Raw genomic sequence first — 14,064 nt, forward strand, 5'->3', positions numbered from 1 at the left:
TGTTATTTCCAATTGTTTTGTTAAAGTTTTTAATAACGACTTTACTTTTATTTTTCTGATAATATGACTTCTGATGAATAAATGACTCCGTTAGTTGTTTTATTATGTTAATTTTGCAGTTTATTTAATTTTTTTCCACGGGTATGAATAAAAGAGTTAAAGTTGGTTTGGTACAGAATGCTTGTACCAGTGATAAAGCCGCAAACTTGCAAAAGGCTATTGAAGGTATAAAAGCAGCAGCGGCTAAAGGAGCACAAATTGTTTGTTTACAAGAGCTTTTTGCTTCATTGTATTTTTGTGATGTGGAAGATTACGCAAATTTTGATTTGGCAGAAAGTATTCCTGGCCCTTCTACTGACGCATTGAGTGCAGTGGCTAAAGAATTAGGGGTTGTTATTATAGCTTCTTTATTTGAAAAAAGGGCTCAGGGTTTGTATCATAATACAACAGCGGTGTTGGATGCGGATGGCAGCTATCTTGGGAAATACAGGAAAATGCATATTCCTGATGATCCTGCTTTTTACGAGAAGTTTTACTTTACTCCGGGAGATTTAGGTTATAAAGTTTTCCAGACCAAATTTGCAAAAATAGGGGTGTTAATTTGCTGGGATCAGTGGTATCCTGAGGCTTCCCGTATTACTGCTTTAATGGGTGCCGAAGTTTTATTTTACCCAACAGCTATTGGCTGGGCAACAGATCAGGATGAAGAAACCAATCAAGATCAATACAATGCCTGGCAAACTATTCAGCGTTCGCACGCAGTGGCCAATGGTGTTCCGGTAGTTAGTGTAAATAGGGTAGGTTTTGAGCAGGATGGGGCTATGAAGTTCTGGGGTGGTAGCTTTGCTACAAATGCTCAGGGCAAATTGCTTTATTTAGCTTCTCATGATAATGAAGAGATAGAGGTGGTAGATTTAGACTTGTCAGAGTCTGATTTCTTCCGTAAACACTGGCCTTTCTTAAGAGATCGCCGTATTGATTCTTATCAGCCTATAACGAAGAGATTTATTGATGAGGAATAGAGTCGGAAGTCCGGAGTCGGAAGACTGAGGACTGAAATTTTAACGATCAATCTTAAATATTGCAAATGGCGTTTAAGTTCGAAAGTTTGAAAGTCTGGCAGAAAGCAATTGATTTATCGGTAGCGGTAGATCTGGCAACTAAAGATTTTCCCAAAGAAGAGCTTTATATTTTAGCTTCCCAGATAAAACGGGCTGCAGATTCTGTTTCTCTTAACATAGCAGAAGGAAGTACTAATCAGTCTAATGCGGAATTTGCAAGATTTCTTACCTATTCGATTCGGTCGAACATAGAGGTTGTCGGTTGCCTTCATCTGGCAATAAAAAGGAATATCCTGCTTCAGGATGTTTTTGATGTTATTTATAAACAATGTGAGGAAATACACTTTATGCTTATTGCATTAAAAAAATCATTAAAATAAAATGTCTGTTAGTAAAAGCTTATCATCATCAAATTCTGGACTTCAGTCTTCGGACTTCGGACTTCAATCCCCCAAGCAACTAGGCTACTTTTTTCCTCCCGAATGGGCTAAACATGAAGCTACCTGGTTGAGCTGGCCGCATAAAGAAGCGAGCTGGCCTGGTAAAATAGACACAATATACAAGCCTTATACAGAGTTTATAAAATACTTGTCTTTAACAGAAAAGGTAAGGATAAATGTGCGTGACGAGCAAATGAAAGCGTTTGCTTTAAAGTATATTGAAGAGGCTGGGGCAGACTTATCGAAAGTGGAGTTTTTCTTTAACCCAACTAACGATGCCTGGTGCAGAGACCATGGACCTGCTTTTTTAATTAATCCTCATGCTGATATTAAGAAGGTAATTGTAGACTGGGGATTTAATGCCTGGGGAGGTAAGTATCCGCCTTTTGATTTAGATGATGTGGTGCCTACCCGTATAGGTAATCATTTTAATATTCCGGTTTTTAATCCAGGGATTATTATGGAAGGTGGCTCTGTAGAGTTTAATGGTGCCGGAACGATTTTAACTTCCAGAAGTTGCCTGTTGAATGAAAACAGAAATGCACATCTTAATCAGGAACAGGTTGAGCAGTATCTGCGGGATTTTTATGGTATGGAACAAATTCTGTGGGTAAGTGATGGAATTGTTGGGGATGATACAGACGGGCATATAGACGATACGATTCGGTTTGTGAATGAGGATACTGTATTGACTGTTATTGAAGAAAATAAGCAGGATGACAATTATGAGCTGCTTCAGACTAATTTGAAGGAACTTAAAGAAATGCGCCTTCTAAACGGTAAACCGTTGAATATTGTAGAGTTGCCTATGCCAGACCCTGTTATTTATGACGATTGCAGGTTACCAGCGTCTTATGCAAATTATTACATTAGTAACGGACATGTTATTGTGCCTACTTACAGATGCGATAAAGATCAGAAGGCATTAGATATAATTGCTGCCTATCATCCGGATAGGGAAGTGGTGGGTATTGATTCTACAGATATTATCTGGGGTTTGGGTAGTTTCCATTGTTTAAGTCAGCAAGAACCTTTGATCTGATAGGTTCTTTTAAAAAATATAAGGGGTTGTATCAAAAATAATTTATCATTCTGCTACATTGGATTATGTTTTCCTTAAGTTGTAGAAATGATATTCTTTTTATTTATGATGCAGCCCTTTTTCCATTATTTCTTTCTGGAAAGTATACTTTTTCTCCCACCTCATACTCGCTATAAATAGTTTCTTCTGATAGTGTTTTTACCACTGATCTATGTTGATATTAATGCTGAGTGTCTGTTTGAATATTTTCGATTAACTTTTAGTTGTTTTTAGTTAATGTTTTATATATTTACAAGTAATCAATTATAAATGAAATGCGAAAAATTATACTTGCCCTTGGTGTAGTATTTCTGTTCTCCTGCCGTCAGGATGAATCTATTATTAAGCCAGCTAGTGGTTCTGTTAATGGTGGTGATGGGTATAGAGCTAGTTGTTTGATTACGAAATCAACCTCATCTACCGGAGAAATCAAAAATATAAAGTATGACGAGAATGCTATACCATTAGAAAGTATTTCTTCTAGTGGAGAGTCTCATTATATTATCGTAGAAAAACCAAAGCAATTACTATATTTTAAAGGAGGTAAATCTTCTGATGAGGTCAAAAGTCGTATTTACATGACCGACTTTGGAAGTGTTCAAAAAGAGGTCGCCGTTCATGTAGGGGATGATGGAAAAACGATTGTGGAGGATAAAAATCAGGTAGATACTTATTATTATAACAGTAAAAAATTATTAACCAAAATTGACAAAGCATATGGGGAGGATAGGGCTATCATTGAATTAACATATGACGATAAAGATCGGGTAAATCGTATTGTTATAAAGGATCCCGGGGCTACTATGGTTTTGTTCGAATACACTAATTTTACTTATTTGGATAGGAAGAAAAACGATAATATTTATAATATAGGCTTTATAGAATCTTATTCCACAGCTCTCATTCCGTGTTTACAAAATGTTTACATCACTTCATATAAAATGAAAATGATGCCTGGTGGCTTTGGAGGAATTGATTTTGGAGAGATTGATTTTGGAGGGATTGACTTGGGGGAGATAAATTTTGATACTGATTATAAAAATGAATTTACCTTTGATGGTAATAAAGTGACCACTGTAAAGACTACTGTTACAGCGTTGGGTATAGCTAATAGTTATATCAATAACCTCGAAAGTTCCTGTAAATAATCTATGTAACGCACTATGTCTAAATTATACGTAAGCTCTCTATTATTTCTGTTATTCTTTTGTTGGAACGTTGGAAATATATTTTCGCAAATAGTAGTTAATGGCCCCAGACCTGTTAATCTTTACCAGACAGGTGGCGGAGAGGTGAGTGTCTCGGTCTCTTATGGCTATAATTTTTGGAAAGATAAAAAGCAGAAGGCTTTTCCTGGTTCTTCTGCATCATTGTCTGATTATAATATTGTTAATGATATCATACCGTCTATAGATAAATTTGATTATAGTTCGGGTGTTTTTTTAGGGTTAGAGAATAAAGTTACCAGTAGATTTGGTATAAAGGGAAGTCTTTTTTATGGGAAGATGTATACAGGTATATCAACCAGAGTTGATTTGGATACCGAAAATAATAAATCCAGTTTTTTTCAAATAGGTGCTTATGCCTCATTTACACTGACAAAAGCCACAGAGAAAAGGTTACAGTTTCATTGGTTGTTGGGACCTGAAGTCTTTTTTGCAAAGAAAGATATCATGATTAAAGAGTATGTGGAGAAAGCGGATGCGGAAGCGGTAGATTATCATTACAAAGAAAGTGCTGTGGAAGGAGCTATAGTTACGGGATTGGGACTTTCATTACGGATTACCGATAGCTTTACGTTATATTCTGATGGTTTGGCCGGTATTTCATTACCGGGGACGGGAATTAAAGTTACCAGTCAAAATATTGGTTTAAAATATAAATTCAGATAATTTTTTTTAAACAACTTCGGCAACTACAAAAGTGCTTCCGCCAACAAAGATCAAATCATTTGTCGTAGCATTGTTTTTAGCGGCTTCCAGTGCTGCGGATATGCTTGTGTATGCATGGCCTTTTAAGCCAAAACCAGAAGCTTCCTGTGCTAGCTCATTGGCGGGCTTGGCTCTTTCGAAAGCAGGTGCACAGAAATAGTAAACGGCATTTTGAGGAAGTAAGGAAAGTACTTTAGCAATGTCTTTGTCTTTGACCATCCCCAATACAAAATGTAATTGTTGATGAGGGGTAATGGCTATGTTTTTTAATACTTCTTTTATTCCGTCTTCATTATGCCCGGTATCGCAAATTACCAAAGGGTTTTGCTGTAACACTTGCCATCTTCCCATTAGTCCGGTTATTCCTTTAACATTTTTAAGTGCCTGTTTGAGGTGGTCTGTAGTGATGTTAAATCCTTTTTCTCTAAGCTGGTTAACTGCAGTAAATACTGTTTTTATGTTTTTTAGCTGATATAAGCCAGTTAAGTCCAGGTCCAGTTCGTCAGAAAGTCCGTTACTTTTTTGTACCCTGATGGTGTTTGTTGTGGCTTGAGAGGCTATAAATTCTGTCTGAAAAAGATCCTGCGCTAAATAAAGAGGACTGTTTTCGTGATTGGCTTTTTCTGCAAATATGGGTAAGGTTACTGGTAAATATTCTCCAATAATTACAGGTGTATTTTTTTTAATGATACCTGCTTTTTCGAAAGCTATTTTTTCCAGTGTATTTCCTAATATATTTACGTGATCCAGACCTATGTTGGTGATAATGGACAGTTCGGGAGAGATGATATTGGTTGAATCTAATCGACCGCCTAATCCTACTTCTATAATGGCTATGTCTACTTGTTCTTTGGCAAAATAATCAAAAGCCATGGCTACGGTAACTTCGAAAAAAGAGGGGGATATCGTTTCAATACTATCTTTAATGGTATCTACAAAATTAACGACTTCTTTTTCTGAGATCATTTCTCCGTTAATCTTAATTCTTTCTCTAAAATCTTTGAGATGTGGAGAAGTGTATAATCCTGTTTTATAACCAGCTGTTTGTAAAATAGCGGCCAGCATGTGAGATGTAGAACCTTTACCATTTGTTCCGCCAACATGTATGGACTTGAATTTTTGATAAGGATTTGCCAGTACCTCACATAATGCTATAGTATTGGTTAGGTCCTTTTTTATAGCGCTAGCACCTATTTTGGTAAACATAGGCAATCTGCTATACAGATATTCAAGGGTTTGCTGGTAAGTCATGCTTTTTAGAAATACAGCTTGAAATAAAGGATCAAGCGCTTTACGCTTTTTATTATTTCACTTTAAAGTTAAAAGTAATATATCCTATTTGGGTCTCCGGAGCAGAATCCAGCGTGTTAAATCTGGAACCTAGTGCTGCAGTTTCGCATTTGTCCCAAAGATCTCTGTCTGGTAGGGTAGTACCTCTTGCTCCTGCTTTGGCAGCAATTACATTTCCGTGTTTATCTACTCTGATTTCTACAACAATTTTCCCTGATTTTTGTCCATCATCTTTGATAACGGGTGTAGATACAAATCTTCTGCTTTTTATATCAAGTGCTACGCCTCCATTTCCGGAACCTGTACCATCGTAGTTATTGGCAAAGGGATCTCCCTGAGCTTTTCCCTGGTTACCTGCTTCGTCTCCTGTACCATCACCTATTCCGGTTCCCTGACTTTTTTTGCCTTTATATAAAGCATTCTGGTTAACTGTAGGCTTTGTTTCTTTAGCCTCTGTATTCTGAGTAGCGGGGGCTGTATTTGTTTTTTCTGTTTTAGTATTTACCGCAGGAGCATCCTGAAAATCCTGGGTTACCACTTTACTTTCAGTAGGTTGGTTAACTGTTTTTTCTGGTGTAGCTTCGGCATTGGGTGTTATTTTATCAGGAGCTGTCTGATTGGCATTAGGATCTGCAGATACCTCATCCACACTCATATAATCGTCTCCCATACCAATATCAGAAGTTCCGTAGTTTACAATAATACCTCCGGTACCCACTTCTTCCATGGGTTCTGCTTTGTTGATGATATAGAAAATACTTAATATTAAAAAGCCGACCAAAAGGGCAATAGAAATGGCTATTGCTTTTGGGTAATTATTCTCCGGGCTAGTTTTTAATATGTTAATCATTCCTTAGTTTCTGTGGCTAATACCATTTTTACTCTAAGTCTGTTTGCTATATCTGTTAAGCTAACGATATTTTCAATGGCGATAGACCTATCGGCATATAAAATGATGGTTAGCTCTGGGTTTGCCTGCTGATAGGGCAATATTTTCTGTTCCAAAGCCTCGAATGGTACTTCTTCTTTTTCTACGTAGTACTTTAAGTCTTTGGTGATGGAAACATTGATTGTTTTTTGCGGTACCGCTTGTCCCGAACTGGAACGGGGTAAAAAAAGTTTTACCACATTAGGGTTTACCACTGCAGACGCCAGTAAGAAGAAAAGAAGCAAGAAGAACATGATGTCATTCAGTGCATCTGTATGTACTCTTACCTGTGGTCTTTGTCTCTTTCTAAAGTTCATTATCTTCCCGGTTCTTCTAATAAATCAATAAACTCAATAGAATCTGTTTCCATTTGTAAGATAATCTTATCGATCATCATGTTCAAAATGTTATAAAAGATATAAGCAACAATACCTATTATTAAACCTGTTGCAGAAGAAATCATTTTCACATAAAGACCTCCGGAAATTGTACCAATTTCTATGATACCTTTTACAGAAACATCATGAAAGATAGTAATAACCCCAATGATTGTTCCTACGAAGCCTAACATGGGTGCAATACCGGCAATAATACCTAAAATACCAACGTTTTTCTCTAATTTGGATACTTCTAGTTTTCCTACGTTTTCAATTGCACCTTCAATATCTTTAATAGGTCTGCCTACTCTTAATAGACCTTTTTGCAGCATACGACCTAAAGGTGTATTGTTGCTTTTACATATTGCAATTGCAGAATCCAGATTTCCTGTTTTTATACTTGATTTTACCTGTAACAGCAATTGAGAATCGTCTTTCGATGCTTTTTTGATGGTGAGGTATCTCTCAAAAAATATAACTAAACCTAATAGGGCTAGTATAGCAAGCGGAATCATTACCCAACCACCTTTGGTTAATAATTCAAATAGGCTTAGCTCTTGTTGGGGAGCTTCCTGCTGCATTGCCTGAATTGTGTTTGAGAATGTGTCAACAGTATCTTGTAAAAACATGGTGTTATTTTAGATTTTTTTAATTTAATAATTTAATAGGTCTTATGAATGCTTCTGAATTTATTTCTTCCTGTATTCTTTTTAATTCTTTTTCTGCTTCTTCTTTGTTGTAAAAGCTAGCTGCACTTATTTTTACCAATAATCCGCCATCATCTAAAATATGCGCATCTATTCCGTTTGCTCTTAGCCTTTTAAGTTCTGTCAGGGCTTTGGCTTCTGTTCTCCATGCACTAATAATTATTTCATAACGAATAGAAGGCTTATTTGTTGCAGGTTTTGGTTCTATACTAATGCTTGTGGAGTCTTTTACTCTTTCTGCTTCAAAACCACTATCTTTTAACTCCTGTTCTATATTTATTTGCTCGTTATAGATGGAGTCTGCTTTTAATTTAGCAAGGCTATCAATTACTGCTGGTTGTTGTTTTTCTTCTATTTGTTTAGAGCTTGTGAGTTGGTTAACCTGTTCTATTGCTTTTGCAACTAAATCGGGTCTGTAAAGATATAATGCGGAACCGCTTAAGGCTAAAATGACAATAATTAAGAATATATATAACCAGGTTTTAGACTTAGCTGGCTCTTCGTTATCCATATCTTCCTGAGGCGTAGCCACGCTTAAAGCTTGCTCTGCAAGAGAAAAGCTTTCTTCATTTTTGACCGGTTCAGGAGTAACTGATGCAGTTGTGTTATGGTTAACAGAGGCTGAGTCTTTTTCTATTTTAAGTGTTGGAAGACCAAAAAAAGAATTATTGAAATCTTCAGAGTCGGATAGTTTTTCAAAAACTACAACATCTCCTTTTCTTTTCAGTTTCCCCAGGTTTGCAATATCAGCGCTCCCGTTTTCTCTTAATTGTGCTTTAAGGTCGGCAGAGAGTTCGGTTATATAAGTTATTTCCTGTGTAGAAAGGTTTCCGTAATCATCATTAGATTCACTTAGATTATAACTAAAACCAATATCTTCTCTTGGTGGAGAAAAGCTGTTTCTGTTTTCATCAAAAATGGCCTCTGTACGCTTTTTATAGAATACACCAATACCGGATAGTATTATCCGGTGATTTTTATCTATAAGTGCTCTTAAATTCAAAGGGGTCTTCATTTTTGCGTAAAAATAGCTTTTTTTACAGGATAAATAAAATGCTTTTAAAATGCATAACTCACTCCGCCTAAAATATTGAACCCATAGCTAGGGTAGTATAGGTATCTTTGGTAGTTTGTTCCAAAGAGGTTATTTACTTTTATAAATGCTGACAATCTCTTATCGTGTTTATATTCGGCCCCCACACCCATGTCAACAAATGATTTTAAGCTATGAACATTCATTACCCTTATTTGCGGATTATTAGGGTCTAAATCATAAGTTTTGGCTCTGCTATTGCCCTGAAAATAAAGGTCTGCAGTTAACTGTACTTTTTGTGCAATCTGTAAAGAAGAGGTTGCATTTAACTTAACAGAAGGGCGTTGCCATGCATTAAGTTCGTATTTTGGGGTGTATTGGTTTAATTCCAATTTACCGTCAATTCTTGCAATGTCAGAAAATTTAATGTTTAATTCTCCGGTCATTCCCCAAATATCAGTTTTTCCTGCTTCGTACTCTACATTAAAGGTTTCTCTGCGTAAGCTATCGTTTACGAAGAAATAAAAGTTGTCAATGCTTTTGTATGTGATATAAGCTTTATAGCCAATGTTTGCAGATAATGTTCCTTTGATACCTCCGCTAAAGTTAAATTTTTCGACTTGATTTCTGATGTCTATATTCTCGTTAATAAACGGATTTTCGTAGCTAAGGTCTTTTAATCTGGTTTTATACACATCACCATCTAATTTTGCAAATAATGCCAGATAGTTATTGACTACAGAAAAGTCAAAACTGGCATTAGGAAACAGACTTGATTTCGAATTTGTTCCAAATTCTGCTACATAATTAATACCTGCTGTCAGTTTAAATTTCTCTCCGTCTAATTTCAAGAATGGATTTACTTTGAAGAGATGATTGCTTAAAGAGTAGGCAATATCTTTTGTATTGTTGAAATCAGCTACAGCATTGGCACCTATCTGGAATTTACTCATGTTTTTGCTTAAACCACCAGATAAGGCTATGCCACTTTCTTTACCTTCGAATATATTGTTGAAAATGTAACCATTGATACGGGCAGCGTAAGAAAATTTGTCCATATCGTTTGGATCTACTCTATTGTACATCAAACCATCGCCTTCAAACAGGTTAAATCTTTGTTTTTTGGGATCCAGGTTATGAGCAGGATCGGCAGGATCTATTCCATAAAAATGGTTGCTTCTTCTGTTATAGCCAATTTTACCATCCAGAATAATCTGATTGCCTATGCTTCTTCCGTAAGCAGAAACATTCTGTTCGGTCATCATCTGCTTATTCATATCTCCTTTGCTCATGGCCCAATGATTAAAATCAAAGCCGGCTTGTAAGGCTTCGTCACGGTCTGTGCCGACATGAAGTGCACCCAGAGTACTTCCCAAATTACCTATACCAAATTTTGCAAAGTTGTTGTATAGCTTTTCTTCTTTTTGTTTAATCAGCTTTTGCGCTTCCAGAGTTCTTATTTCTGAATTAAGTTCTAAGCGTTTATCCAAAAGGTTGTATTTTACTTTAGGATCGAAATTCTTCTTCTCATTAAGATCCGGACTTTTCCTGATTTTAACAGCATCAGCGAGTATGGGTTTATATGCCCTCACTACTTCAACTTCTTCTGCAACTGTTGCTTTAGGTTTTTCTTCTTCTTTTTTAGCACCGGTTGTATTTTCCTGAGCAAATAGGGGAGTGCTTGCACCTAAAGAACAGATCAATATATATTTTGTCAGATTATATGATAGTTTCATGGACTCTTTGCTATTTCAGTTTTTTTAATTTTTCTTTTGCTTCTGGTAAAATATCGTCTTTGCCATCGTAGTTATCTATGATACTTTGCAGGGTACTTTTTGCCTGGAAGTTATCTTTTAGACCTACATAATTATCTGCCAACAAGATAAAGCTTTTCGCTACCCAATAATCGTAGTTAGGCATATTGTTGATTAAGTCGAACAATGTTTTTTGCGAAGCTTTGTAATCTTTTTTGTCGTATTCTATTTTGGCAATCAGGTATTTTGCCTCTGCGGCCTCTATAGTTTTTGATGTTTTTAGCAATTCCTCAAACTCTTTTTGAGCGGCATTGGTCTCGTTCATTACCAAATAAGCTTTTCCTGCATATAAGCTGGCAGCATTTTTATCCTGCTCAGAAGACTTTTCGTATTCCTGTATTAACCTTGCATATTTTAAGGCTTCTTCAGGTACATTCATACCAAAATATGCTTTCATCAGATTGTTTAATGCATATTGATAGTTAGCTTTGTATTCAGAAGCAATTTCTAGCTTTTTCAGGTGTACAATTGCTTCGTTGTACTGCTTGTTTTTAAGGTATATAGAAGATATACTTATCAAAGCTCTTTCTGTGTATTCGCTTGTCCAGTCGTTAAGAATATATTCGTAATCTCCAATGGCAGCAGCATCTTTACCTAAATTTTTATAGCTTTCTGCTCTTATAAACTTGGCGTGTTTATCCTGGATGGCTTTCGGGAATTTATCAAAATAAGCATTAATAGACTCTACTGCACCCGTCCAGTCTCCTCTCAGGTATCTGTTATTAGCAGCCTGAAACATAATGTTGTCCTGTTCTGCAATACTGTAATTACCAATAGAGGTGGTATTCGCATAGTTTATAAATGCAGTTGCATTTCCAGAATCCAGGTAAATTCTTTCGATTAATTTGAAGGCTTGTTGCGCCTCGTCAGTAGACTTGTATTCACTGACCACTTTTTTGAAGGCTTCTAAAGCCGCTTCATCATTTTTTTGATCGTAATATACTAAGCCGATAGTAACAAGTGCTCTGGGGACATAAGAGCTTCTTGGGTATTTTTCTATTAGCCCCACTAAATCTGTACGGGCTTTTTCTCCTTGTCCAATCAGAAAATAAGTATAGGCAATTTCAAAACCTGCATCGTCTGCATAATTTGAATTAGGGAATTTGCTTAGTAACGAGTTTAAGGTTGCTATTTTGGTGTCGGGTTGGTTCATTAAACCCTCAATAACACCTCTTTGAAACAATGCATAGTCTTCACTAGATGTTTTGGCACTAATAATTCTGTTATAGTTACCCAGTGCAGCACCATAATTTTTACCTCCAAAATAAGAATCGGCTAAACGTAAAACAGCATCGTTTATAGTGGATTGATCTTTCTCGTTTCCGTTTAAGAATTTAGCAAAATAGGTAGAGGCTTTTCCGTAATTTTCCCCCTCCAAAGCAGCATAACCCAGAGCGTAATTTGCATAGTTATACAGGTCTGTTTTTCTGGCAGCAGACATTTTCAGGAAGTTCTCAAAATAGTTTACCGATTCGCCGTACTTTCTTACTTCATACATGGCTTCTGCACACCAATAAGTGGCCAGAGCATGAATGTTTGGATCTATAGTATAGGTGTTAGATTTTAGAAACATACCTATAGCATTTTCAAAGGCTCTTTCGTTATAAAATTCTAAAGCCCTGTAGTAGGTTACTTTCTGGTAAGCTTCTTTAGCGTCGTCATCTTTATTCTGAATAGACTCTAAAAGATCTATGGCCTCTTTATAATTTTTAGTGTTTAGTAAGATGTTAGCTAAGAGTGTTTTTGCTTCATTTACCTTTGCTGATTTTGGGTAGTTTTTCAAATAGGTTTTAGCTGCATCTAAAGCGATATTGTGGAACTCCAGCTCATAAGACAGCTTAGCGAAATTAAATAATGCGTCTTCCTGAATCTGAGCATCAAAATTAAATTTGGAGCTTTCAAGAAATGCATTTCTTGCTCCTTGTTTGTTTTTTGTTTGCAGATAGGCATCTCCCAGTGTATAAAGACCAAATTGGTTGTGACTATTGGCCGCAGTGTTGAGTTTTACAAACTGTTCAATGGCTTTGTTATAATTCTTAAGTTTATAGTACGTGTAACCTATCTGATAAGAGTCCTGGTCGTTTTGTGTTTTCCCCCCATCGTTTGCTAAAAACTTTTCGAAATACTTTATAGCATTTTGGTAATCTCCTTTAGCAAAGTATGATGAGCCTACAATTCTAAACATTTCTGTTTCGTATTGTTGCTTGGTGTTGTTGAGGATGGGTATAGCATAAGCAAGAACATCATCATATCTTTTATCTAAAAAATAGATAGAGGATATGTAATAGGGATAGCTGTTTTCATAATTTTTTGAGTTTTTTAATCTCTCGAAATTAGCTAATGATGTTTTGTAATCTTTATCAAGATAGGCGATGTAAGCGTAATAGTAAATAGCTTGTTCGGCATAAGGCGATTTGCTGTCTTTTACTACGCTGAATAATGGTTTTGCATCTGCATAATTTCCCATTTCAAAAAAGGAGTAAGCAGTCATAAAACGGTATTCGTTAGCTTCTTCGCCAGACATATCCATAGAGCTTACTTTGGTAAACCAGTTAAGCGCTTCTTTATAATCTGCCAACCTGAAATAAAATTTACCCACCTGGAAATAGGCCTGCTTTGTTTTGGCATTTTCAGGATGTTGTCTGATAAAGGCCATGAATAAATCGATGGCATAATCATTACGTAATTCTAATGCGCACAATGCTCTGTAATATTGTGCATTGGTTTTTATTTCTGATATATCTAATCTGGTATCTGTTTGTCCGGATGTAATGTAATTGAGTTTCTCTACATCTCTGAACAGAGATGATGCAGTTGCATATTTGCCTTTTTCTAAAAGCTCTAACGCATTTTTATACTTATCATTAATCTGATATTGTATGGGAGTTTGCGCGCTTAAATTTATAGCTGTATAAAGAATAGAAGCTGTTAAGGTTATTTTCTTAAGCATAGTATGTTTAAACGATCTTTATAGGATGTTAATATATGTTCAAAGGTAACGGTATTTTGGACAAAAAATACATTAATCCTTTTCTAAAACGAAATATTCAACGAAATAATATATTCAGCAAAGTCTTTGTTTATTTTTTGTGGTATACAAGTCCGGTATTTTTTAATAAAAATGACTTTATGGGTAATGTTAAAATGTGTTATGAATAAGAATAAATGAAGAATTATATGATAATAGATGGAATTAAATAAAGGTGTCCATATTAAAGGTGCTTAATATGGAGAAGGTATGAGTTTCCTTAAAATTTGATACATTTTTGTTCCAGCGTTTTATTGGAGGTGAGGGTATTTCACGAACTGTGTCAATAGTGTAACTTTAAACTATCGACATAAATATGGCAACACAATACGATTTTGATTTTGAATCCTTTAAAAAGGAAGCTATAGCTGGCT

Annotated in this window: 12 protein-coding genes; 5 read left to right on the plus strand and 7 right to left on the minus strand. The window is 35.9% G+C overall.

Translation table 11 applies throughout. From position 1 onward, the window contains the following. Window positions 1-143: 143 nt before the first annotated feature. The 5 genes from ACFSAH_RS16950 to ACFSAH_RS16970 all read left to right on the plus strand — a co-directional run bounded on the left by ACFSAH_RS16950 (window position 144) and on the right by ACFSAH_RS16970 (window position 4,474). Entirely contained in the window at window positions 144-1,022 is an 879-nt protein-coding gene (locus ACFSAH_RS16950; RefSeq protein ID WP_379663932.1) for a carbon-nitrogen hydrolase, read from the plus strand. A gap of 65 nt (window positions 1,023-1,087) precedes the next feature. Then, entirely contained in the window at window positions 1,088-1,441 is a 354-nt protein-coding gene (locus ACFSAH_RS16955) for a four helix bundle protein (RefSeq protein WP_379663933.1), read from the plus strand. Window position 1,442: 1 nt separating this feature from the next. Further along, the gene (locus tag ACFSAH_RS16960; RefSeq protein WP_379663934.1) at window positions 1,443-2,543 is read left to right on the plus strand and encodes an agmatine deiminase family protein; all 1,101 of its coding nucleotides are present in this window, start codon (window positions 1,443-1,445) and stop codon (window positions 2,541-2,543) included. Between the two features lie 314 nt (window positions 2,544-2,857). Further along, window positions 2,858-3,730 (plus strand): hypothetical protein, encoded by an 873-nt coding sequence (locus tag ACFSAH_RS16965; protein WP_379663935.1) that lies wholly within the window; start codon window positions 2,858-2,860, stop codon window positions 3,728-3,730. A gap of 15 nt (window positions 3,731-3,745) precedes the next feature. Beyond that, window positions 3,746-4,474 (plus strand): hypothetical protein, encoded by a 729-nt coding sequence (locus ACFSAH_RS16970; protein WP_379663936.1) that lies wholly within the window; start codon window positions 3,746-3,748, stop codon window positions 4,472-4,474. A 6-nt stretch (window positions 4,475-4,480) separates the two neighbouring features. Here the strand turns inward: ACFSAH_RS16970 and ACFSAH_RS16975 are convergent, their stop codons facing one another. From ACFSAH_RS16975 to ACFSAH_RS17005, 7 genes are read right to left on the minus strand one after another with little or no spacing between them, the layout of a single operon-like run. Next, window positions 4,481-5,764, minus strand: a complete 1,284-nt coding sequence (locus ACFSAH_RS16975; protein WP_379663937.1) for a bifunctional folylpolyglutamate synthase/dihydrofolate synthase — start codon at window positions 5,762-5,764, stop codon at window positions 4,481-4,483. Between the two features lie 52 nt (window positions 5,765-5,816). Continuing rightward, on the minus strand, window positions 5,817-6,653 hold the full coding sequence (locus tag ACFSAH_RS16980) for an energy transducer TonB (protein WP_379663938.1): 837 nt from the start codon (window positions 6,651-6,653) through the stop codon (window positions 5,817-5,819). Continuing rightward, window positions 6,650-7,048: an ExbD/TolR family protein gene (locus ACFSAH_RS16985; RefSeq protein ID WP_379663939.1), complete on the minus strand. Its 399-nt coding sequence runs from the start codon at window positions 7,046-7,048 to the stop codon at window positions 6,650-6,652. Before ACFSAH_RS16985 ends, ACFSAH_RS16980 begins: the two co-directional genes overlap by 4 nt. After that, entirely contained in the window at window positions 7,048-7,737 is a 690-nt protein-coding gene (locus tag ACFSAH_RS16990; RefSeq protein WP_379663940.1) for a MotA/TolQ/ExbB proton channel family protein, read from the minus strand. Before ACFSAH_RS16990 ends, ACFSAH_RS16985 begins: the two co-directional genes overlap by 1 nt. A gap of 19 nt (window positions 7,738-7,756) precedes the next feature. Beyond that, on the minus strand, window positions 7,757-8,830 hold the full coding sequence (locus ACFSAH_RS16995) for an HU domain-containing protein (protein ID WP_379663941.1): 1,074 nt from the start codon (window positions 8,828-8,830) through the stop codon (window positions 7,757-7,759). Between the two features lie 44 nt (window positions 8,831-8,874). Further along, complete coding sequence (locus ACFSAH_RS17000) at window positions 8,875-10,584, minus strand: porin family protein (RefSeq protein ID WP_379663942.1); 1,710 nt, start codon at window positions 10,582-10,584, stop codon at window positions 8,875-8,877. A 10-nt stretch (window positions 10,585-10,594) separates the two neighbouring features. After that, window positions 10,595-13,612, minus strand: coding sequence for a tetratricopeptide repeat protein (locus tag ACFSAH_RS17005; RefSeq protein WP_379663943.1), 3,018 nt, complete (start codon window positions 13,610-13,612; stop codon window positions 10,595-10,597). Between the last annotated feature and the right edge of the window lie 452 nt (window positions 13,613-14,064).

It is taken from the genome of Pseudopedobacter beijingensis (assembly GCF_042678145.1).
In the GTDB taxonomy this organism is placed as follows: Bacteria; Bacteroidota; Bacteroidia; order Sphingobacteriales; family Sphingobacteriaceae; genus Pseudopedobacter; species Pseudopedobacter beijingensis.

Bases quoted from the DNA above. Each gene is read 5' to 3' on its own strand.
- ACFSAH_RS16950 (WP_379663932.1), top strand. From the start codon at position 144: ATGAATAAAAGAGTTAAAGTTGGTTTGGTACAGAATGCTTGTACCAGT.
- ACFSAH_RS16955 (WP_379663933.1), top strand. From the start codon at position 1,088: ATGGCGTTTAAGTTCGAAAGTTTGAAAGTCTGGCAGAAAGCAATTGAT.
- ACFSAH_RS16960 (WP_379663934.1), top strand. From the start codon at position 1,443: ATGTCTGTTAGTAAAAGCTTATCATCATCAAATTCTGGACTTCAGTCT.
- ACFSAH_RS16965 (WP_379663935.1), top strand. From the start codon at position 2,858: ATGCGAAAAATTATACTTGCCCTTGGTGTAGTATTTCTGTTCTCCTGC.
- ACFSAH_RS16970 (WP_379663936.1), top strand. From the start codon at position 3,746: ATGTCTAAATTATACGTAAGCTCTCTATTATTTCTGTTATTCTTTTGT.
- ACFSAH_RS16975 (WP_379663937.1), bottom strand. From the start codon at position 5,764: ATGACTTACCAGCAAACCCTTGAATATCTGTATAGCAGATTGCCTATG.
- ACFSAH_RS16980 (WP_379663938.1), bottom strand. From the start codon at position 6,653: ATGATTAACATATTAAAAACTAGCCCGGAGAATAATTACCCAAAAGCA.
- ACFSAH_RS16985 (WP_379663939.1), bottom strand. From the start codon at position 7,048: ATGAACTTTAGAAAGAGACAAAGACCACAGGTAAGAGTACATACAGAT.
- ACFSAH_RS16990 (WP_379663940.1), bottom strand. From the start codon at position 7,737: ATGTTTTTACAAGATACTGTTGACACATTCTCAAACACAATTCAGGCA.
- ACFSAH_RS16995 (WP_379663941.1), bottom strand. From the start codon at position 8,830: ATGAAGACCCCTTTGAATTTAAGAGCACTTATAGATAAAAATCACCGG.
- ACFSAH_RS17000 (WP_379663942.1), bottom strand. From the start codon at position 10,584: ATGAAACTATCATATAATCTGACAAAATATATATTGATCTGTTCTTTA.
- ACFSAH_RS17005 (WP_379663943.1), bottom strand. From the start codon at position 13,612: ATGCTTAAGAAAATAACCTTAACAGCTTCTATTCTTTATACAGCTATA.